The organism is Chromobacterium amazonense (assembly GCF_001855565.1).
Lineage (GTDB): Bacteria > Pseudomonadota > Gammaproteobacteria > Burkholderiales > Chromobacteriaceae > Chromobacterium > Chromobacterium amazonense.
Genome location: NZ_MKCR01000035.1, coordinates 102,055 through 120,894, shown reverse-complemented (window position 1 = coordinate 120,894; position 18,840 = coordinate 102,055). Strand labels below are relative to the sequence as shown.

The window sequence follows — 18,840 nt, the reverse complement described above, 5'->3', positions numbered from 1 at the left end:
CGATTTTCTCGCGCAGCTTGTCCAGAAACGGCAGCGCTGGGTTATTCGCCTTCAAGTAGTCGTCGATGGATTTGCCGCCCACCGCGATGTTGTGATCCTTCAGGTACTGGATCACTTCCGGCGGCAGCGGCGCCTTGTCGCCGGCATTGGCCAATTGGGAAAGAATGGCGTCCACCTGGTTGGCGGCTTGCTGAGAGTCGCGCGCGCGGTCGGCCTTGGCGCTCATCTGGTCGTATTTGCCTTGGGCAAGGTCGGAGAACAAGCTCATGAACTTGTACAGCACCGAAATGCCCTGCGACATGATGGAATCGCCCTGGCCGGCCTTGCGGTCGACATAGGCGCCGTAGTCGGGGTTGGCGGAAACCCCCCGATTCCGGCGAAGCTGCTTGCTATGCTCATGGCGCGCGTCCTTAGCGGATGTTCTGGGCGATGGACTTGTTCATTTCGGCCAGCAGGGACTGCATGCTGTTGATCAGGCTGACGCAGACGTTGTAGGACTGCATGGTTTTCTGGATTTGCAGCTGGGCCTGGGTGACGAAGTCGGAGCAGCGGCCGGAGTCGGTTTCCAGCGCGCCTTGATCACGTCCAGCTGGCCTTTGTTCAGGCCGGTGGCGTTGCCTTGGTCGTCGAATTTGCAACCTATGCTTTTGAGGTAGTCGTCGATGCTGCCGCTTGTGTTTTGCCGTCGTTCTGCACCGTGACGCTGATGTTGTGGCTTCTCAGGTAGTCGATGACTTCCTTGGGCAGGCTGCCTGTGCTGCCCGCATCTTTCAGTTGGGCAATGATGGAGTCCACCTGGTTGGCGGCTTGTTGGGAATCGCGCGCGCGGTCGGCCTTGGCGCTCATCTGGTCATACTTGCCCTGGGCGAGGTCCGAGAACAAGGTCATGAACTTGTACAGCACCGAGATGCCCTGCGACATGATGGAGTCGCCTTGGCCGGCTTTGTTGTCGACGTAGTTGTTGTAGTCCTGGTTGACGATGGGCGAACTGCTGGCGAAGTTGGTGGCGAATGTCATGATGAATTTCTCTGAATGGTCAGATGAAGTTGCGGCCCAGCATCGGGCCTGCCTTGCGGGCGGCGGCGGGCTTGTCTGTTCCGCCGCTTCCCGCTTGCTTGAGCGATGCCTCAAGCGATTTGAAATTGCCCTGCAGGCTCTCCACGCACTGGGACAGCCGTTGATTGAGTGGGGCCAGTTCGCCTTGCATGGCGCGCGACAGGCGCTCCAGCCGCTGGCGAGCCTGGGCATCCTGCGGCGCGCGTTGTTTGAGCGCGGCGATTTCCTGCTGCAGAAGCTGAAAAGCCTGTAATTGCTCGCCTAGTCCTTGCTGGCGTTTCTGCAGGTCTTGCATCAGGTGTTGCAGCGGCTGAATAGCGGTTTGGCTCATCGTTTATTTTTCCCTTTATTGGGTAGGTTTGCCGAATGCTAGGCCGGTCTTTAGGGAAGGTCTGAACAACCTGCCACGCAAACAGAAATGCAATTTCTCGCGGGGCTTCGGTTGCATTTCACCCACCAATTCCAGATCGCCCGCCATGAGGATGACCGGGTGCTTCCGGTCATCCGGCCTTTTAACTCGCCGCCAGCAAGGCCTTTCGCGCCAGCCAGATGTTGGCCAGCCCAAACAGCGTCATCAGTTGCGCGGTGTTCTTCTTCAAACCGCGGTAGCGTGTTTTCAGGTAGCCAAACTGCTGCTTGATGACCCGAAACGGATGCTCCACTTTGGCCCGAATCTTGGCTTTGACCATTTCGCCCAGCTGGATCTGCCGGTCGTCGGCTGAATCGGTCAGCGCTTTGCGCTGGCCGGGCCTCATCGCAATCCACCAACGCACCGCTCGCGATTGGTGTTCGGCTCGCTTGTGCACGCCAGCAAAGCCGGCGTCGCCAAACACATCGATTTCCTCGCCGTGCAACAACTGATCGACCATCGTGACATCCGCCACATTGGCGGGGGTGCCGGCCACGTGATGCACCAAGCCGGACTGGGCGTCGACGCCGATATGGGCCTTCATGCCGAAGTACCACTGATTGCCCTTCTTGGTTTGATGCATGTCCGGATCGCGCTCGCCCTGAGCGTTTTTGGTGGAGCTGGGCGCGTGGATCAGGGTGGCATCGACGATGGTGCCTTGCTTCAACATCAGCCCTTTGTCGCAGAGATGCTGGTGGATGCGGTAAACAGAGCGTGGGTCAGCTGGTGCTTTTCCAGCAGATGGCGGAAGTTCAGCAGGGTGGTTTCGTCCGGGACGGCGTCCAGGGAGAGGCCGGCGAACTGGCGCATGGAGGCGATCTCGTACAGGCTTTCTTCCATGGCGGGATCGGACAGGCTGTACCAGTGCTGCAGGCAGTAGACGCGCAGCATGGCGGACAACGGGTAGGGCGGCGACCGTTGCCAGGCTTGGGATACACTGGATCGATGACGGCTTCGAGCTGCGCCCAAGGCATGACCTGATCCATCTCTGTCAGAAAGATTTCGCGCGGGTGCGCTTCTTCTTAGCGGCGAGTTCGAGATCGGTGAAGGTCATCTGCTGTCGCATGCTGGCGTCCTGGATCTGACTGAGGGGGAGTCAGTTTACGGGAAGATTGGAGACTTGTTCAGACCTTCCTAGGGTTAACTTTCGAAAAGCGGCCTTTCTTTGTTTTTGTGGCATGATTTTCATGCGTTTCGGTATTCATTTTATCGTAAATACGTCATAAGGTGAATACCTGACATGGCGACGCTGAAAATGGGGGCGCTATTTGCTGCAGTTTTATATTGCTCGGCTCTCTGCGGCTTTTTCATGTGGCGGTTGGAATTTCAACGCTTGGCTCGCATTGCGCTTCCTTTTCAGCGTCGCCATTTCAGGTATTCACCTTACCCGCCTCCGTATTTGACGGATAAAAATGAATACCGAAACGCATGAAAATCATGCCGACAAAACACCAAAGAAAGCGCCGCTTTTCGAAAGTTAAGCCTAAGGAAGGTCTGAACAAGTCTCCAATCTTCCCGTAAACTGACTCCCCCTCAGTCAGATCCAGGACGCCAGCATGCGACAGCAGATGACCTTCACCGATCTCGAACTCGCCGCTAAGAAGAAGCGCACCCGCCGCGAAATCTTTCTGAACAGAGATGGATCAGGTCATGGCCTGGGCGCAGCTCGAAGCCGTCATCGATCCAGTGTATCCCAAGCCTGGCAACGGTCGCCCGCCCCTACCCGTTGTCCGCCATGCTGCGCCGTCTACTGCCTGCAGCACTGGTACAGCCTGTCCGATCCCGCCATGGAAGAAAGCCTGTACGAGATCGCTCCATGCGCCAGTTCGCCGCCTCTCCCTGGACGCCGTCCCGGACGAAACCACCCTGCTGAACTTCCGCCATCTGCTGGAAAAGCACCAGCTGACCCACGCTCTGTTTACCGCCATCCACCAGCATCTCTGCGACAAAGGGCTGATGTTGAAGCAAGGCACCATCGTCGATGCCACCCTGATCCACGCGCCCAGCTCCACCAAAAAACGCTCAGGGCGAGCGCGATCCGGACATGCATCAAACCAAGAAGGGCAATCAGTGGTACTTCGGCATGAAGGCCCATATCGGCGTCGACGCCCAGTCCGGCTTGGTGCATCACGTGGCGGCACCCCCGCCAATGTGGCGGATGTCACGATGGTCGATCAGTTGTTGCACGGCGAGGAAATCGATGTGTTTGGCGACGCCGGCTTTGCTGGCGTGCACAAGCGAGCCGAACACCAATCGCGAGCGGTGCGTTGGTGGATTGCGATGAGGCCCGGCCAGCGCAAAGCGCTGACCGATTCAGCCGACGACCGGCAGATCCAGCTGGGCGAAATGGTCAAAGCCAAGATTCGGGCCAAAGTGGAGCATCCGTTTCGGGTCATCAAGCAGCAGTTTGGCTACCTGAAAACACGCTACCGCGGTTTGAAGAAGAACACCGCGCAACTGATGACGCTGTTTGGGCTGGCCAACATCTGGCTGGCGCGAAAGGCCTTGCTGGCGGCGAGTTAAAAGGCCGGATGACCGGAAGCACCCGGTCATCCTCATGGCGGGCGATCTGGAATTGGTGGGTGAAATGCAACCGAAGCCCCGCGAGAAATTGCATTTCTGTTTGCGTGGCAGGTTGTTCAGACCTTCCCTAAAGACCGGCCTAGCATTCGGCAAACCTACCCAATAAAGGGAGAAATAAACGATGAGCCAAACCGCTATTCAGCCGCTGCAACACCTGATGCAAGACCTGCAGAAACGCCAGCAAGGACTAGGCGAGCAATTACAGGCTTTTCAGCTTCTGCAGCAGGAAATCGCCGCGCTCAAACAACGCGCGCCGCAGGATGCCCAGGCTCGCCAGCGGCTGGAGCGCCTGTCGCGCGCCATGCAAGGCGAACTGGCCCCACTCAATCAACGGCTGTCCCAGTGCGTGGAGAGCCTGCAGGGCAATTTCAAATCGCTTGAGGCATCGCTCAAGCAAGCGGGAAGCGGCGGAACAGACAAGCCCGCCGCCGCCCGCAAGGCAGGCCCGATGCTGGGCCGCAACTTCATCTGACCATTCAGGAGAAATTCATCATGACATTCGCCACCAACTTCGCCAGCAGTTCGCCCATCGTCAACCAGGACTACAACAACTACGTCGACAACAAAGCCGGCCAAGGCGACTCCATCATGTCGCAGGGCATCTCGGTGCTGTACAAGTTCATGACCTTGTTCTCGGACCTCGCCCAGGGCAAGTATGACCAGATGAGCGCCAAGGCCGACCGCGCGCGCGATTCCCAACAAGCCGCCAACCAGGTGGACTCCATCATTGCCCAACTGAAAGATGCGGGCAGCACAGGCAGCCTGCCCAAGGAAGTCATCGACTACCTGAGAAGCCACAACATCAGCGTCACGGTGCAGAACGACGGCAAGAACACAAGCGGCAGCATCGACGACTACCTCAAAAGCATAGGTTGCAAATTCGACGACCAAGGCAACGCCACCGGCCTGAACAAAGGCCAGCTGGACGTGATCAAGGGCGCGCTGGAAACCGACTCCGGCCGCTGCTCCGACTTCGTCACCCAGGCCCAGCTGCAAATCCAGAAAACCATGCAGTCCTACAACGTCTGCGTCAGCCTGATCAACAGCATGCAGTCCCTGCTGGCCGAAATGAACAAGTCCATCGCCCAGAACATCCGCTAAGGACGCGCGCCATGAGCATAGCAAGCAGCTTCGCCGGAATCGGGGGGGTTTCCGCCAACCCCGACTACGGCGCCTATGTCGACCGCAAGGCCGGCCAGGGCGATTCCATCATGTCGCAGGGCATTTCGGTGCTGTACAAGTTCATGAGCTTGTTCTCCGACCTTGCCCAAGGCAAATACGACCAGATGAGCGCCAAGGCCGACCGCGCGCGCGACTCTCAGCAAGCCGCCAACCAGGTGGACGCCATTCTTTCCCAATTGGCCAATGCCGGCGACAAGGCGCCGCTGCCGCCGGAAGTGATCCAGTACCTGAAGGATCACAACATCGCGGTGGGCGGCAAATCCATCGACGACTACTTGAAGGCGAATAACCCAGCGCTGCCGTTTCTGGACAAGCTGCGCGAGAAAATCGCCCAGGCCGGCCCGGAGGGCATGCGCTCGGACAGCTGGCAAGACGTGGTCAGCTATATGGACGAGCACGGCATCAAGGTGGATGGCCAGAAATGCGCCGACTACATCTGGGGATTGCCGGAAGTGGGTCAGCGCAGCTACCAGAACATCAGCCGCGAGCACATGCAGCATATCGCCGACGTGCTGGCCGAATCCTCCGGCGGTTTGGACAAGGGCCAGCTCAATGAAATCAAGGGCGCGCTGGAAACGGACTCCGGCCGCTGCTCCGACTTCGTCACCCAGGCCCAGCTGCAAATCCAGAAAACCATGCAGTCCTACAACGTCTGCGTCAGCCTGATCAACAGCATGCAGTCGCTATTGGCCGAGATGAACAAGTCCATCTCGCAAAACATCCGCTAATGCCAACAAGGAGAAGGACATGACCGAGCAAGACGACCTCGATACCGTGCGCGACTTCTTCAATCAAGGCGGCACGCTGCAGGCGCTGGTCAATCTGGACCCGGCCGATCTGGACAGCGTCTATTCCTATGCCTGCCAGTTGTTCGACGCAGGCGACTATGCGGGGGCCAAGCGTTTCTACCTGATGCTGGCCCGACTGTCGCACTGGCAATTCGACTACTGGCTGGCCTTGGGCCTCGCCTGCCAGCGCCTGTCGGAACACGAGGAAGCCGTGTTCAGTTTCGGGCAAGCCGGGCTGTTGCGGCTGGATGACCCGCGCCCGGCCTATCTGGCCGGACTCAGCCACCAGCTGGCCGGCCACCCCGAGCAGGCGGGCAAAGCCTTCGCCGCCGCGCTCAAGTGGTGCGCCAGCAAACCGGAACACGCCGCGATCAAGGCCGAGGTCCTGCGCCAGGCCGCCCTTCTCCCTCAGGAGGAACACGCATGAACACCATCATCGACAACTTCTCCCCAGCCGGCCTGGGGGATGCCCGGCGCACGGAAGACGCCCCGCCAGCCGGCAACGCCGGCCGGGTAGGCGCGGGCGCGCTGGACCCGCTCGCCGCCCCTGGCCCGCGCGACCAACAACGCGGCCAGGAGCATGCTTTCCAATCGCCGCCGCGCCCGCGAGAGTCGGTAACGCTGCGCCTGGCCGAAGGCGCGCTCAACCGGATTCTGGACGCCTTCGGCCCGCGCGTGGACGGCAAGCCCATCACGCTGGCGCAGCTGGAACGCACGCCGATGGAGGCGATGAGCCTGGCCGCCGCCCTGCTGGGCGTGAAATCGCTGGGCGACAACGCCGACCTCAAGTCGCTGGCTTTGGAAATCCGCACCCAGGGCGCGGAAAACCTGCGCCTGCGCCAGAACGAGGACCTGCGCAAACAGATAGACAAAGCGATAGAGGACCAGAACAAGGCGCAAAAAGCCGGCATCTTCTCCGCCATCGTCGACTGGATCGTCTCGGTGGCCGAGGTGATCAGCGGCGTCGCCAAGATCATCGTCGGCGACGTGGCCGGCGGTGCCATGGATTTGGCGGCCGGCTGCTCCGGCCTGGTCAAGGCATTTGCCGAAACCATGGCCCTGGTTTCAGACGGCGACGCCGCAGCAAAGTGGAAAGAAGTGGCCGACATCGCCGGCAAGATCCAGCTGGGCTTTGAAATCGCCGGGATGATGGTGGACATCATCAGCGTGGGCCGCGGCGTCATGGCCGCCAAGTCCATGGCCAAAGCCACCGAAACCGCCATGGAGAAAGGCGCCGGCGAGCTGCTGGAAAACACCATCAAGCAGACCAGCGGCGCGGCCGGCAAGGAAGTGGCGCAGGAAGTCATCAAGGATGTCGCCAAACAGGTGGCCTCCGATGTGGCGGCGGAAGTCTCGGAGCAAATCGCCAAGAACATCGCGGAGCAGACTACCCGCTTCCTGGGCCAGGGCCACTTGCTGGAAGCCTTCAGCAAACAGGCCATAGAACAGATGGTGGCCCGCGCCGTGGAAACCGTGGCGGAAAAGGCCCTCAAGACCGGCGCCGAAACCACGGCCAAGGAGTTGACGAAGTCAGTGGTCAAGGAGGTGCAGCGCGAAGTGGTGAAAGCCGCGGTCCACGCCAGCCTGATGAGCGCCGCCAACACCGCCAAGGCCGTGACGCGCGCCAGCCTGCAAGGCGCCAACGGCGTCTTCCAGGGCGAAATCGCCAAGGAGCGCGCCGAGCTGCAAAAAGTCGTGCAGCAACTGATGGCGGAAAGCAACTTCATGCAGTTCATGCTCGACGAGTTCGAAAAGCTGAAAAAACGGGCCAAGGAAGACATCGGCAATCTGATGGACGGCGCCGGCAAGGCCCTGGCAGCCGGTTCGGAAGCCCAGAACAAGACCGGCGCCGTGCTCAGCAGCATCGCCGCCAATATCGCCTGACTTTCAAGGAGAAGTCTATGAACACCATCGCAAACACCAACGCAGCCGCCATCAATAGCGGCACGCCCTTACTCAGCGTGGACGGCAATCAAGGCGGCGACGCCATCGGCCAACTGAACGAACTGATGGTGCAACTGGGCCAACTGTTCGGCAAGCTGCGCGACCTGCTGCGTCAATACAACCAGATTCAGCAGAACAACGCCTTCCAGATGCAGAAAACCTCGTTCGATACCCGGATGCAGGCCATCGAAACCGAATTCGACGCCAAGAACAAGCAGGCATGGGCGCAGATCGGCACCGGCATCGCCCAGGGGCTGGCCGGCGCGGCCTCCGCTTTCGGCGCGGCGCAGGGCAGCTGGCTGGCTCACTCCGGCGATATCGGCAAGGGCATCGGCAGCATCGTCGACGGCAGCGTCGGCGTCGCCGTCAATCCGGAACTGCGGGAGGCGCAGGAAAAACAGGCCGAGGCGGATTACCAGCACGGCCTGGCCGAGCAACAGCTCAAGCGCGCCGACGAGACGCTGGAGAAAGCGCTCAAAGTATCCAGCGACCTGCGCGAGATCCTCAGCACGCTGACGCAGGCGCACGAGCGCTTGTCCAGCAGCGTGCGCATGTCGTAAGGGGGTTGGATCATGGACGATGTCACCCGCTTTCTGCAGGCCGATGGCCTGAAGCCGGCGCCGCAGAGCTTCCTGGGCAGCGATTTCATGCTGGGGCAGCGCGTGGACACCGGGCGCTATGCCCTCACCTATCGGCAGGAAGGCGAGCGTCTGGTGCTGTGCGATTTTTCCGCCCAAGCGCCCGACGGACAGGCCGTTCTCGCGCTGATGGCGCTGCTGCGGCGGCTGATCAAAGCCGTGCCGGCGCTGCGCTACGTCGATGCCATGATCCTGCCCGCCCCGCGCGACCCGGCGCTGGACCGGACGCGCCGCCGGCTGACCGAACTGATGCTGGCGGAAGGCGCGCAGCCGGTGCGCCTGGACGACGAGCTATGGCTGCGCTACCGCTGCCGCTAGCCTGCGCGTTGCGGCCCACGCCCTTGGCGCACGCCGACTACCCGCGCTACCGCGCGCTCTATGCCGACCCGCGCGTGGCGGCCCCGACGGGTTTGCCCGCGCTGGCCGACGAGGCCGAGGCAAGACGCTGGTTCCATGCCGCGCTGGCCTTGACTCCCGAGCAAGGGCGGATCATGGCTTTGCGCCTGGGCGGCCAGGGCGCGCTGGCTGGCGTGCTGCGTCTCACCGACTGGGACCGCGGCGCCGGCGTGCTGACGCTGGGCTACGCCCTGAGTCCCGAATGGTGGGGACGGGGCCTGATGCGGGAATGCTTGGCCGAAGTGCTGCCCTGGCTGTTTGACGGCGGCCTGGGCGCGCCGCTGCACCGCATCCAAGGCTGGGTGCTGAGCGACAACCATCCTTCGCGCCGGCTGCTCGCCAAACTGGGTTTCACCCACGAGGGCACGCTGCGCGGGGTGTTTCGCCTCGGCGCAAGCCGCCACGATGTTTGCGCCTATGGCTTGCTGATCGGCGACCGATCCGCCGCAATGCCAGCCCATCAGACGGCATATGCGCCGGACGGAGGCGCATCGACGACGGAATCGCCAAAACCCGAGCCATTTTGCCAAAGCCGCTCCCACCCCCATCCATCACACTCTAGCCCCATGCAAGGTGCTCAAAGGTCTTAGCCGTATGACGTCACTGAACATTCCCTTAACTGCCACGCCTGCCGAACAGGCCGAGGCCGCCGCGCGACGCTGCCTGGAAGTGCTGGAAGGCCGCGCCACGCTGGGCAATATCACGGGCTACAGCGCGGCGGAGCTCGAAGCCATCTATGAACGCGCTTATCGCGCCTGGAGCGCCGGCGACCTGGACAGCGCCACCGCCGACTTCGCTTTTCTAGCGCTGCAGCAACCGCTGGACCGCCGTTTCCTGTTCGCTTTCGCCTGCGCGCTGAAGCGGCATGGCGAGTTCCGCCACGCGCTGACTTTCTTCGGCTACGCCGTGGCGATGCAGGCCAATGATCCCTTCGCCACTTTTCATATCGCGGAATGCCTGCTGGCGATAAACGAGGTAGACGCCGCGCGCGACGCCCTGGATACCACCATCGCGCTGTGCTATGGCCAGGCGGACGCGGACCCGCGCTACGCCCGGCTGCGGCAGCGGGCGGAGAACATGCTGGACGACCTAAACCACTGATCAGGAATCTCGACATGGAAAATCCATCAATCAGCAGGCTTTCCTCTTCATCCATCAGCCATCTGGATGGCAATGCGAAAATCGACAATTCTCCGGGCATGGTGCTGGACGCCCCTGAAGACTTGGGCATCGCGCAACCGAATACCCAGAACCGGCCGGAAGCGCTGAGCCTGGCGGAGCTGGAAGACAAGGCCAAAACGGCCGACGCCGAAGCCAAAAAATGCGGCGTAGACATCGCCAAACGCGGCTTCTTCGCCAAGCTGCTGACCCTGGCCGCCGCCAGCGCGGTGCTGGTGGCCGCGGCCCTGGTCACCGGACTGACGGGCGGCGCCGGCATCCCGCTGCTGGCGCTGGCCGGCGTCGGCTTCGCCATGGCGGTGGGCGATGTGGCCTGCGCCGGCTACGACTGGTATAACAAAGCGCATGGCGGCGAAGGCATGGCGATGGGCGGCGACTCGCTGGGCAACTTCATGAATTGGCTGGCCACGAAATGCGGCGCTTCCGCCGATGCCGCCAAGAAAGTCGCCACTTATGGCTCTTTGCTGACGCGCGGGACGCTTGCGGTCGGCACCATCGCGGTCGGCGGCTTCCTGCCGGTGGCCACCACGGGCGCGCTGCACAGCGCCGGATTGGGCATTTCGATAGGCAGCGCGGCCTTGACAACGGCAAGCGGCATCCCGACCGCCAGCGCCGGCTTGCGCGGTGCCGACAAGCAAAAGCATGAAATGGAGGCCGCGGAGGCCAAAGCCAAACTTGCCATGATCAAGGCCAAGCCTGAACAGAAAAATCAAGCCGTTCAGACCGAGACCGTGCCCGTCCAGGACATGGCCACGCAGACCCGCCCGACGCCGGCCTTGGTTTCAACCGCTACCCAGGCCGAGCGGGCGCAGACACGCGACGCGGAAACCGAAACGATCCATTTGATCAGCCAGACTGTGCGGGAGACGCTGGAGAACAGCGCGCGCCTGTTGCAACGCAGCCGGTCGGCCTCCTTCTGATCGCGCGGTGGCCGGCAAGGCCCGCTGCATCGTTTCAAAACTGGAGGGTTGCTCAGCAGGCCTTAACACTATCGAGGGCCGCCTTGCGCAACCCTTTTCGTATTCATCCGATATCGGATGATCGGAAGAGAAACTATGATCAAAGCTCTGGTAAGAGATTTTCTCCTCCTCACTTGCATCCCGCCGCGGCGGGATTTTTTTTGCCCGCGGCGCCCTGCCATTCAATCCCCCGCCGGCCCGGCGCCTCCGGCGCTGGCGGCGTATCCGTGTACAATGTGCGCGACTTCAACCCTGCCTTCCCGGAGCATTTCGATGAAATCCATTCTGCTGCCCGTTGCCGCGCTGCTCATCGCCAGCGCCGCTTTTGCCGATGAGCCGGCCAAGCCGGTGATCACCGGCCATATCCTGCGTTTCGATTCCGCCTGCGATTTCACCGAGAGCAATGTTCGCATTCAACGCGACGCCATCCTGGTGGAGGCCTCGCTCAAATCCGAAGCCGCCGCAAGGATGAAGCAGGCCTCGCGCGACTTTCTCGGCCAGCCGGTGGTGATTGTGATCAACAACGTGCCGATCAGCGCGCCGATGATGGCGGGCCAAGTGTCCGTCGACAAGGCACGATTCTCCGTCGCCCGCGATGCCGCCGCCAAATTGCTGCCGTCCCTGCTGGAAACCACCTGCCATCAGGTGCAGCCGCAAGCCAAATAACCGCCTCGCCAACCTAGGGGCTGTTGACGTTTGGAGAGTGGATCGCGTTTGAGCTTCGCCAAACCCGCAGGGCCGGGCGCCTTTAGCGCCGACTCTTCGTTGTTCCGCGCTGGCAGAGAATGACTATGCGGCGCGCGAAACGCCTCGATTCGTCGCAAAACGCATCCCGGCGCGACCGCCCACCAAACGTCAACAGCCCCCAGCCCCGCTCCGCCCTTGGGCCAAGGCTCGCCGACGCAAACGACTCCGGGCTTGGGTTGGAGGCTCTCCATCCGGCCCTTCGTTGCGGTTTGATGCATGCTGCGCGCTTGGCTAGCCCTTCTCGCCTGGCCCAGTCGCAACCGCCACGGACAGCCCGCCTTGTTTTGACATCGTCTGCGGTTATGGATTGGCCTGCCGCACCAGCGCGCGGGCAGGGAGCGCGGGACAAGGGCAAAAGAAAAAAGCCGCACGCAGCGGCCGCAAAGGGGGTAGTTGACTAGACTTCCCTGAAGTCAAAAATTCAACTTAGAAGAATTTTAGCATGACATATGCAACTGGAAAATAACTATTTTCAAATAATATTGATTTCACAGAAAACACATGAATAAAAAACATGCGTGAAATCCGCAAGAACGAGATATTGCGCAGCCCATTTGAAATCAGCAATGTCGGCAATGCATGCAAGGCCTGTCTCCAAAAACGCCACCCCGTGGCGGCCCCCACGGGCAGAGCGCGCGGCCGGAAAGCTAACCTGAGCGCAGCCTGCGGTCATCGCGCCAAACTTTGGCGTTGACCGGCGCATCCACATGCTGCGGCTTCAGCAACTTGCATACCCCGTCCAGATTAGGCACCAGACATAAGGGCGTGCCGGAAGGCAGGCCGGCATCCGTCATGCCCTCCGCCACGCTGTCCGCGCTATGGCTGACGGCGTGGGCGCTCAGGTCCAGCTTGGGCATCAGCGTCGGCGCCAGCACTTTCAGCACCTGTACCGGCAAGGCGCTAGTGAACTTGTAGTCCGCCGCCTTGGGGCCGGCCACATAGGCGACGATGGTGCCGAAGTAATGATCGCCGATATAGAAGACAAAAGCGCCGGAGCGGCTGACCACGCGCGCCGAGGCCAAGCCGCCGCCGCGCGAGAAGGTCTTGAAGCGGTTGTCGCCGGTGCCGGTCTTGCCGCCTATCAGCGTATGTTCGCCGTCATGATCGAAGGCGCCCGAAACACGGTGGGCCGTGCCTTTATCCACCACTTCGGACAATACCTGCCGCACAAGTTGAGGAATTTCGGGCGGCAGCACCCGCACGCCCTTGGCGGTCGGCCGATCCAGCGAAGTCTCGTACGGCGTGGCGGAAGCAAAATGCATCTTGTCGATGTATACCGTCGGCAAGCGCACGCCGTCATTGGAGATGATGCCCATCAGCTCCGCCAGCGCCGCCGGCCTGTCTGCCGACGCTCCCAGCGCCGAGGCGTAAGACGGCACCAGCGAATCGAACGGATAGCCCATCCGCTTCCAAGCCGCGTGAATCTGGCGGAACGCGTCGATCTCCTGGATCTCCTTGATCCGCGTATCCTGGCCGGCCTTGTGTTTGCTGTTGAACAGCCATTGGTAGACTTCCTGGCGTTGCGCCGTGCTGGCCTGGATCATTTCGCTCCAACCCGCATCGGGGTGCGCATGCAGATACGCCACCATCCACAACTCCAGCGGATGGATGCCCGCCAGATAGCCGCGGTCGGCCAGATTGAAACGGTCTGGCCCCAGCTCGTCGTACAGTTTGGCCACCGCGCCGTCCTCCAGTTTGGACGGCGGCGTCTGATACTTGGCGATGAAAGCGGCCATGGCAGTGCGGTCAGCCTCGGGATGCACGCTGCGGAAGATCACCGCCAGGCGCTTGGCGCTGCGGCGGGCCTTCTCCACCAGTATCTCGTCGATCTGCTCCGGCGTCTTGCCGCGATATTTGTGATAGAAGCCGGCCATGAAAGTTTTGCTCTCGCGGTCTGCAAAGCGCTGCAGATATTCTCTTCGGCGTGGATCTGTCTGGTCGTCCAGCACTTCGCGGTCGTACCCTGGCGGATACATGTAATAGCGGACGATATCGCGCATCAGCCGGATATAAACCAGATTGACCGAATGCTGCGTGGCGTCGCGCAGCGTCATGATGCGGTTGTTGTCGCTCTTTTCGAAATTCTCAAAAGTATGGCGCCCGCCGCCGGTAAAGAAGCTTTCCCCCGGATTGGCGCTGTACTGGCGCTCCATCGACGCCGCCAGCATCGTAGCCAGGGTGCGGTCATCGGCCTGCTTCAGATAGTCTATCGCCCAGCGCCGCAGCACCGGCTCATGCTCGGTCGGCTTGATCCGGGCCAGCTCCTCCCGGCTGAGGCCGGCATACTGGCGATGCAAGTCGGCGATGATCTCAAGATAGGTGACCAAGGTGCGCAACTTGGAGGTAGAACCCAAGTCCAGCTTGGTGCCCTCGTTGATGTCGAAGGGCTGGTCGAAGTTGTCGGCCTGCACCCTCACCTTGTTGCCGGTGGGCGTGCGTTCGATCAGCGTGAAGCTATAGGTCACGCCGCCCGGTTCGCCCTGCTGCAGCAGGAATTTGTCGCCGAGCCCCACCGACTTGGCGTAGTCCGGATCGCGCAGTTTCAGCAGCAGATCCGTCACCTGTTGCTGCAGCTGCGAATCCAGCGTGCTGTTGACCGTCAGGTCCAGGTGATCCAGATCATACATGCGCGGCATGCCCAACATGCCGGACAGCTTGACGCGCACCGCGTTGGCGCCCTTGCGCTCCACCAGGGACGACGAAGTCGGCCGCACCCGCTCGCGCTGCTGGCGCAAGGACACCTGCAAGGCGGCATCGCGCAGCTCCGGCGTGATCACTTTGTCGCGCGCCATCAGCCGCAGGTAGGAATCGGTGATTTCTTCCAGCACCCGCATGTCGCCGTTGAGGTAGTAAGACGGACTGCGCTGCGAAATCATCAGGCTCAGCGCTTCCTTGAACACGGTGGCCTGCTCATTGACCGAATGCGGCGTATTGCTGGCCAGCGTGCTGTTCACTTCGTCGAAGGGCCGGCCATACCATGCCCACATGCCGTCCCCAATGCCGGATATCTCGCCGAAGCCCGCGCGCGCCGCCAGCGGCACAGTATTCAGATATGCCACCACCAGCTGCCGCCTGGCCACGCTGGTATCGGCGCCCTGCATATAGGCGCGGGCGGAGGCGGACAGCATCTGCCGCAGTTTTTCCTTTGGCGAGCCGGTGCGCCCGCCTGGCGAATGGCGGAATTTCTCGATCTGGGTCGCCAGCGTGCTGCCGCCTGCCGAATGATAGCCGGGCCGGAACAGGTGCAATGACTCGTCCGCCAGCGCCTTGGCGAAACGGGACCACTCCACTGCCGGGTTCTGCTGCGGATTGTCTTCTTCCAGCAGAGTGTGGTTTTCGATGTACAGCAGGCCGCTCACCAAGAGCCGCGGCAAGGCGTCGAAGTTGGGATAAACGCGCTGCGGATAAGTCGATTGATAAATGGGGCGCCCATAGCCGTCATACAGCAGCAAGCCGGACTGATCCTTCTCGCGGTACTGCGGAAAGATGCCCAGCTGGAACCACGGCGAGGCGACGCCATGATCGATCAGATGTATGAACTGCGGCGACTGGCGCGCCTGCGCGGAAATCTCAAAGCCCCTATCCTGCAAGCGCTTCATATAACCGGGCAGGCCGGCATAACCCATGCGGATATCGTAAGGCCCGCCAGGCTCGGGAAACCGCATATCCTTGCTCTTGCCCGGTGCCATCTGGTAAGTGGCGCCGCTGACAGCGTGGCTGAAAAACCACGACTGAAACCGCGAGGTATGCACTTCGTTCAGAAACAGCGAAATCCCCAGCCCGCACAGGGCCAGGAACAAGCCCGCTAGCACCCACCATGTCGTCGTCGAAGAAGATTTGCTCTTGCCCAATCCGATTTTGGCTTCAGGAGTATCTATCATTTTCCGCCGGCCCCCTGGGCCGCCCCCCACGCATGTACTGGAGAAAACTACTGGCCAGACCGAACTTCACCAACATGCCCCGCCGCACCGGGGCTTTCTCTCAATATCGGATAGCCGACGCGCTTTAGAAAGGAAGGAAAAGCTTGTTAAAGAAACTCCCGACGCGCGGCGGCTTCGATCCGAGCGACGGCATGCGTTGGAGGCTGCCGATCAGGGCTGTTGACAGCCGCCAAGCGCGCATCAAACACCGCGCCAATGCTGGTGCCGGCGCGCCAAGACCCGCTCCAGCCAAAGAATCAGCAGGGAGGCGATGGCCGATGTCAATACGATCAGCGTCGACATCGCCGCGGCGGCCGCGGTGTCGCCTGCGTCATCCATGGTCACAATCGCCACCGCCGCCAAGCTGCGCGCAGGGCTGATGATGAAAATCAGCGCCGATAGCGTGGTCATCGCCGACACAAACAGAAAACGCGCCACATCCAGCAGCGCCGGCAGGCATACCGGCAGCGTCACTCGCCTCAGCGTAGTCCAGAACGGCACCTTCAGCGAGGCTGCCACGGCCTCGAATTCGCCATCGAGCTGATTCAAGGCGGTGGCGACGGTCAGATGCGCCGTGGTGTAGAAGTGGGCGACGGTGCACACCACCATCAGCGCCATGCCCCCGTACAGGAAGTTCAGCGGATTATCCGGATGATTGAAGAAGAACACATAACCCAAGCCCAGAACCAGGCCCGGCACCGCCATAGGCAACATGGCGAAGAAACGCAGCAGGCCGCGGCCCAGCGGCGCCGCTTTCAGCTTTTCGCAAGCGTAGGCACTCAGGAAAACCAGCGCGCAGCCAATCAGCGCCGTCGCCGCCGCCATTTGCAGGCTATTGCAATACGCGGTCCAGCCGCCGCCGTCGACATCGTCAAAACGATAATGCGCCAGCGTGAACGACATATTGTATGGCCAGTAGTGGATGAAGGAGGCCGCCACGCCCATGCCCAGCATGGCCAGCAGCGGCAGCGAGATCAGCAGCAGCATGAGCGTGGCCGCCGCGTCGCGCCGGATATCGGGGGCCGGCGCATAGAGCACGGCGCGCGCGGTCAAGGCCGCCTGCTGCCGACGCGACAAGACGCGCTCGATGAAAAACGACAACACGGCGGGCAGCAACAGCATCAGCCCGACCACCGCGCCGCGCGGAAAGTTCTGCTGGCCGACCACCTGCTTGAACGCCTCCACCGCCAGCACATTGCAATCGCCGCCCACCACTTTGGGCACGCCAAAATCGGTCATCACCAGCGTAAACACCACCAGCGCCGACGAAACCAGCCCATAGCGGGCGCCCGGCAGCGTAATGGTGAGAAACTGGCGCAGCGAGCCTGCGCCCATCGCCCTGCCCGCCTCGAACAGCCTCGCATCGGCCGCCGCCAGCGCCGCAGACAGAATCATGACGGCATACGGGAAGGTATAGAATGCCTCGCCCAGCGCCACGCCCCAGAAGCCGTAGATGCTGCCGCCGTGCAGCCAGCTTTTCAGCAGGCCCTGGTTGCCGAACAGATACACCAGCGAGATCGCCGGCATCAGCGACGGCGCCAACAAAGGCAGCAGCGCGATCTGGCGGAACAGGCCGCGCCCCCAGGCGTGGCTTCGGCACAGCGCCCAGGCAAAGGCGAAGGCCAGCGGCACCACGATGGCCGACACCGTCAGCGACAGCAGCAGGCTGTTGCCTGCCGCGCGCATCAGGCCCGGCGAGTCCAGCACCTCGGCAAAATTGTCCAGGCCGGCGAAATCGCCATTCATGGTCAGCACCGACTTGCCCAGGATGAACAGCAAGGGCAGGCCCAGCGCCAGGGCCAACAGCACAACCAGCCCCCACACCAGCGCCGTCGCCGCCCATTTTTCCCTGTCCACGCGCGCCAGGCCGGCGGGGCGGACGATTCTTTGCGCCAGGCTCAGCATGCGGCCTCCCTGGAATAGGCGCGCAACAGCGAGGCCGGCAGCTCCACCGGCACAGTCTCGCCCGGCACCAGCGGCTGGCGGTTCAGCATGGACGGGCAGACCTCGGCCCGCAGCGTCACCCCGGGCATGCCCTCCGGCAGCAGGCGCACATGGGTCATCGCGCCGCCGAAGCCCACATCTTCGACTCGCGCCAGCAAGGTATTCGGCGCGCGTTCCCAACGCGGCTTGATGATGATGTCTTCGGGTCGCAGAAACAGCGTCAGGGCATCTCCCGCCGGCAAGTCCCGCTCCAGCGACAGCGCGCAGCCGCCGACCAAGACTTCGCGCTCGCCGCGTCGTTCCGCCGGCAGCCAGTTGGCCTCGCCGACGAATTCCGCCACGAAGCGGCTGGCCGGACTGCGGTAGATCTCGGCCGGCGTGCCCGCCTGCTCGATCCGGCCGGCGTTCATCACCACCACGCGGTCGGCGATGGCCAGCGCCTCCTCCTGGTCATGCGTCACCATCAGCGTGGTGACGCCCAGACGCTTCTGCAGGCCTTTGAGTTCCTCGCGCAGCTTGTCGCGCCCCCTCGCGTCCAGCGCCGACAAGGGTTCGTCCAGCAGCAGCAGGCCCGGCGAGGTGGCCAGCGCCCGCGCCAGGGCCACCCGCTGCTGCTGGCCGCCGGACAGTTGCGCCGGATATTTGCGCTCGGCGCCGGGCAGGCCAACGATGTCCAGCAGCTCGCGCACGCGGCGCGCATGGGCTTCCCTGTCGCGGCGCGGGGTCAGGCCGTAGGAGATATTGTCGGCCACGCTCAGATTGGGAAACAGCGCATAGCTCTGGAACACGATGCCGTAATCGCGCTTGGCCGGCGCTTCGCGGGTGATGTCGCGCCCCGACAGATGAATGGCGCCAGCATCGGGCAAGTCCAGTCCGGCGATCAGCCGCAACAAGGTGGTCTTGCCGCAGCCGGACGGCCCCAGCAAGCAGACGAACTCGCCCTTGCGGATGGAAAGGGATACGGCGTCCAGCGCGGTAAAAGCGCCAAAACGGCGGGTCAAGGCATGCGCGGACAAATGCTCGGACAGGCCGGATAGGCTATCGACCGGTTTCATCGGGTGCTCCAAAGTGCCTGAGGCAGGATGCATGGACAAA

18 protein-coding genes and 2 pseudogenes are annotated in these 18,840 nt (G+C 62.2%); 12 read left to right on the top strand and 8 right to left on the bottom strand.

The features are described from left to right. The 5 genes and pseudogenes from BI343_RS19135 to BI343_RS19120 form a co-directional block, all read right to left on the bottom strand. A pseudogene (locus tag BI343_RS19135) lies at positions 1–301 on the bottom strand (hypothetical protein); the annotation flags it as partial. A 109-nt stretch (positions 302–410) separates the two neighbouring features. Next, a complete protein-coding gene (locus BI343_RS20660; protein WP_211269473.1) occupies positions 411–638 on the bottom strand; it encodes a hypothetical protein in 228 nt (75 codons plus the stop codon). 1 nt (position 639) lies between these two features. Then, positions 640–1,017, bottom strand: coding sequence for a hypothetical protein (locus tag BI343_RS20655; RefSeq protein WP_139165793.1), 378 nt, complete (start codon positions 1,015–1,017; stop codon positions 640–642). Between the two features lie 19 nt (positions 1,018–1,036). Then, positions 1,037–1,387, bottom strand: a complete 351-nt coding sequence (locus BI343_RS19125) for a hypothetical protein (protein ID WP_071110376.1) — start codon at positions 1,385–1,387, stop codon at positions 1,037–1,039. Positions 1,388–1,568: 181 nt separating this feature from the next. Continuing rightward, a pseudogene (locus BI343_RS19120) lies at positions 1,569–2,531 on the bottom strand (IS5 family transposase). Between the two features lie 572 nt (positions 2,532–3,103). Between BI343_RS19120 and BI343_RS19115 the strand changes: the two are divergent. The 12 genes from BI343_RS19115 to BI343_RS19060 all read left to right on the top strand — a co-directional run bounded on the left by BI343_RS19115 (position 3,104) and on the right by BI343_RS19060 (position 11,800). After that, positions 3,104–3,988, top strand: coding sequence for an IS5 family transposase (locus BI343_RS19115; RefSeq protein ID WP_083341081.1), 885 nt, complete (start codon positions 3,104–3,106; stop codon positions 3,986–3,988). A 181-nt stretch (positions 3,989–4,169) separates the two neighbouring features. Beyond that, positions 4,170–4,520, top strand: coding sequence for a hypothetical protein (locus tag BI343_RS19110; protein WP_071110376.1), 351 nt, complete (start codon positions 4,170–4,172; stop codon positions 4,518–4,520). 20 nt (positions 4,521–4,540) lie between these two features. Next, positions 4,541–5,149, top strand: a complete 609-nt coding sequence (sseB, locus tag BI343_RS19105) for a type III secretion system translocon protein SseB (protein WP_043628926.1) — start codon at positions 4,541–4,543, stop codon at positions 5,147–5,149. Positions 5,150–5,160: 11 nt separating this feature from the next. Beyond that, positions 5,161–5,958: a secretion protein EspA gene (locus tag BI343_RS19100; protein WP_071110375.1), complete on the top strand. Its 798-nt coding sequence runs from the start codon at positions 5,161–5,163 to the stop codon at positions 5,956–5,958. A 19-nt stretch (positions 5,959–5,977) separates the two neighbouring features. Next, positions 5,978–6,445: a SycD/LcrH family type III secretion system chaperone gene (locus BI343_RS19095; protein ID WP_071110374.1), complete on the top strand. Its 468-nt coding sequence runs from the start codon at positions 5,978–5,980 to the stop codon at positions 6,443–6,445. Continuing rightward, positions 6,442–7,902, top strand: a complete 1,461-nt coding sequence (gene sctE / locus BI343_RS19090; RefSeq protein ID WP_083341080.1) for a type III secretion system translocon subunit SseC family protein — start codon at positions 6,442–6,444, stop codon at positions 7,900–7,902. The genes BI343_RS19095 and sctE overlap by 4 nt, the downstream gene beginning before the upstream one ends. A 17-nt stretch (positions 7,903–7,919) precedes the next feature. Then, the gene (gene sseD / locus BI343_RS19085; protein ID WP_071110932.1) at positions 7,920–8,522 is read left to right on the top strand and encodes a type III secretion system translocon protein SseD; all 603 of its coding nucleotides are present in this window, start codon (positions 7,920–7,922) and stop codon (positions 8,520–8,522) included. A gap of 12 nt (positions 8,523–8,534) precedes the next feature. Next, positions 8,535–8,918, top strand: coding sequence for a type III secretion system effector protein SseE (gene sseE, locus BI343_RS19080; protein ID WP_043628938.1), 384 nt, complete (start codon positions 8,535–8,537; stop codon positions 8,916–8,918). Further along, positions 8,894–9,586, top strand: coding sequence for a GNAT family N-acetyltransferase (locus BI343_RS19075; protein WP_071110931.1), 693 nt, complete (start codon positions 8,894–8,896; stop codon positions 9,584–9,586). The genes sseE and BI343_RS19075 overlap by 25 nt, the downstream gene beginning before the upstream one ends. Positions 9,587–9,590: 4 nt before the next feature. Beyond that, positions 9,591–10,097 carry a SycD/LcrH family type III secretion system chaperone gene (locus BI343_RS19070; RefSeq protein ID WP_071110930.1) on the top strand — a complete coding sequence of 169 codons (507 nt, stop codon included), beginning with the start codon at positions 9,591–9,593 and terminating at the stop codon, positions 10,095–10,097. A gap of 14 nt (positions 10,098–10,111) precedes the next feature. Then, positions 10,112–11,095, top strand: coding sequence for a hypothetical protein (locus tag BI343_RS19065; RefSeq protein WP_071110929.1), 984 nt, complete (start codon positions 10,112–10,114; stop codon positions 11,093–11,095). A gap of 312 nt (positions 11,096–11,407) precedes the next feature. Continuing rightward, on the top strand, positions 11,408–11,800 hold the full coding sequence (locus BI343_RS19060) for a hypothetical protein (protein WP_071110928.1): 393 nt from the start codon (positions 11,408–11,410) through the stop codon (positions 11,798–11,800). Between the two features lie 728 nt (positions 11,801–12,528). Here BI343_RS19060 and BI343_RS19055 read toward each other — a convergent pair. The 3 genes from BI343_RS19055 to BI343_RS19045 form a co-directional block, all read right to left on the bottom strand. Next, complete coding sequence (locus BI343_RS19055) at positions 12,529–15,762, bottom strand: transglycosylase domain-containing protein (RefSeq protein ID WP_071110927.1); 3,234 nt, start codon at positions 15,760–15,762, stop codon at positions 12,529–12,531. Positions 15,763–16,002: 240 nt separating this feature from the next. Continuing rightward, positions 16,003–17,706: a putative 2-aminoethylphosphonate ABC transporter permease subunit gene (locus BI343_RS19050; protein WP_071110926.1), complete on the bottom strand. Its 1,704-nt coding sequence runs from the start codon at positions 17,704–17,706 to the stop codon at positions 16,003–16,005. Further along, positions 17,700–18,800, bottom strand: a complete 1,101-nt coding sequence (locus BI343_RS19045) for a putative 2-aminoethylphosphonate ABC transporter ATP-binding protein (protein WP_071110925.1) — start codon at positions 18,798–18,800, stop codon at positions 17,700–17,702. Before BI343_RS19045 ends, BI343_RS19050 begins: the two co-directional genes overlap by 7 nt. Positions 18,801–18,840 lie beyond the last annotated feature (40 nt).

Excerpts from the sequence above, each read along its gene's own strand:
- BI343_RS20655 (WP_139165793.1), bottom strand. The coding sequence starts at position 1,017 with ATGACATTCGCCACCAACTTCGCCAGCAGTTCGCCCATCGTCAACCAG.
- BI343_RS19125 (WP_071110376.1), bottom strand. The coding sequence starts at position 1,387 with ATGAGCCAAACCGCTATTCAGCCGCTGCAACACCTGATGCAAGACCTG.
- BI343_RS19115 (WP_083341081.1), top strand. The coding sequence starts at position 3,104 with ATGGATCAGGTCATGGCCTGGGCGCAGCTCGAAGCCGTCATCGATCCA.
- BI343_RS19110 (WP_071110376.1), top strand. The coding sequence starts at position 4,170 with ATGAGCCAAACCGCTATTCAGCCGCTGCAACACCTGATGCAAGACCTG.
- sseB (WP_043628926.1), top strand. The coding sequence starts at position 4,541 with ATGACATTCGCCACCAACTTCGCCAGCAGTTCGCCCATCGTCAACCAG.
- BI343_RS19100 (WP_071110375.1), top strand. The coding sequence starts at position 5,161 with ATGAGCATAGCAAGCAGCTTCGCCGGAATCGGGGGGGTTTCCGCCAAC.
- BI343_RS19095 (WP_071110374.1), top strand. The coding sequence starts at position 5,978 with ATGACCGAGCAAGACGACCTCGATACCGTGCGCGACTTCTTCAATCAA.
- sctE (WP_083341080.1), top strand. The coding sequence starts at position 6,442 with ATGAACACCATCATCGACAACTTCTCCCCAGCCGGCCTGGGGGATGCC.
- sseD (WP_071110932.1), top strand. The coding sequence starts at position 7,920 with ATGAACACCATCGCAAACACCAACGCAGCCGCCATCAATAGCGGCACG.
- sseE (WP_043628938.1), top strand. The coding sequence starts at position 8,535 with ATGGACGATGTCACCCGCTTTCTGCAGGCCGATGGCCTGAAGCCGGCG.
- BI343_RS19075 (WP_071110931.1), top strand. The coding sequence starts at position 8,894 with ATGGCTGCGCTACCGCTGCCGCTAGCCTGCGCGTTGCGGCCCACGCCC.
- BI343_RS19070 (WP_071110930.1), top strand. The coding sequence starts at position 9,591 with ATGACGTCACTGAACATTCCCTTAACTGCCACGCCTGCCGAACAGGCC.
- BI343_RS19065 (WP_071110929.1), top strand. The coding sequence starts at position 10,112 with ATGGAAAATCCATCAATCAGCAGGCTTTCCTCTTCATCCATCAGCCAT.
- BI343_RS19060 (WP_071110928.1), top strand. The coding sequence starts at position 11,408 with ATGAAATCCATTCTGCTGCCCGTTGCCGCGCTGCTCATCGCCAGCGCC.
- BI343_RS19055 (WP_071110927.1), bottom strand. The coding sequence starts at position 15,762 with ATGATAGATACTCCTGAAGCCAAAATCGGATTGGGCAAGAGCAAATCT.
- BI343_RS19050 (WP_071110926.1), bottom strand. The coding sequence starts at position 17,706 with ATGCTGAGCCTGGCGCAAAGAATCGTCCGCCCCGCCGGCCTGGCGCGC.
- BI343_RS19045 (WP_071110925.1), bottom strand. The coding sequence starts at position 18,800 with ATGAAACCGGTCGATAGCCTATCCGGCCTGTCCGAGCATTTGTCCGCG.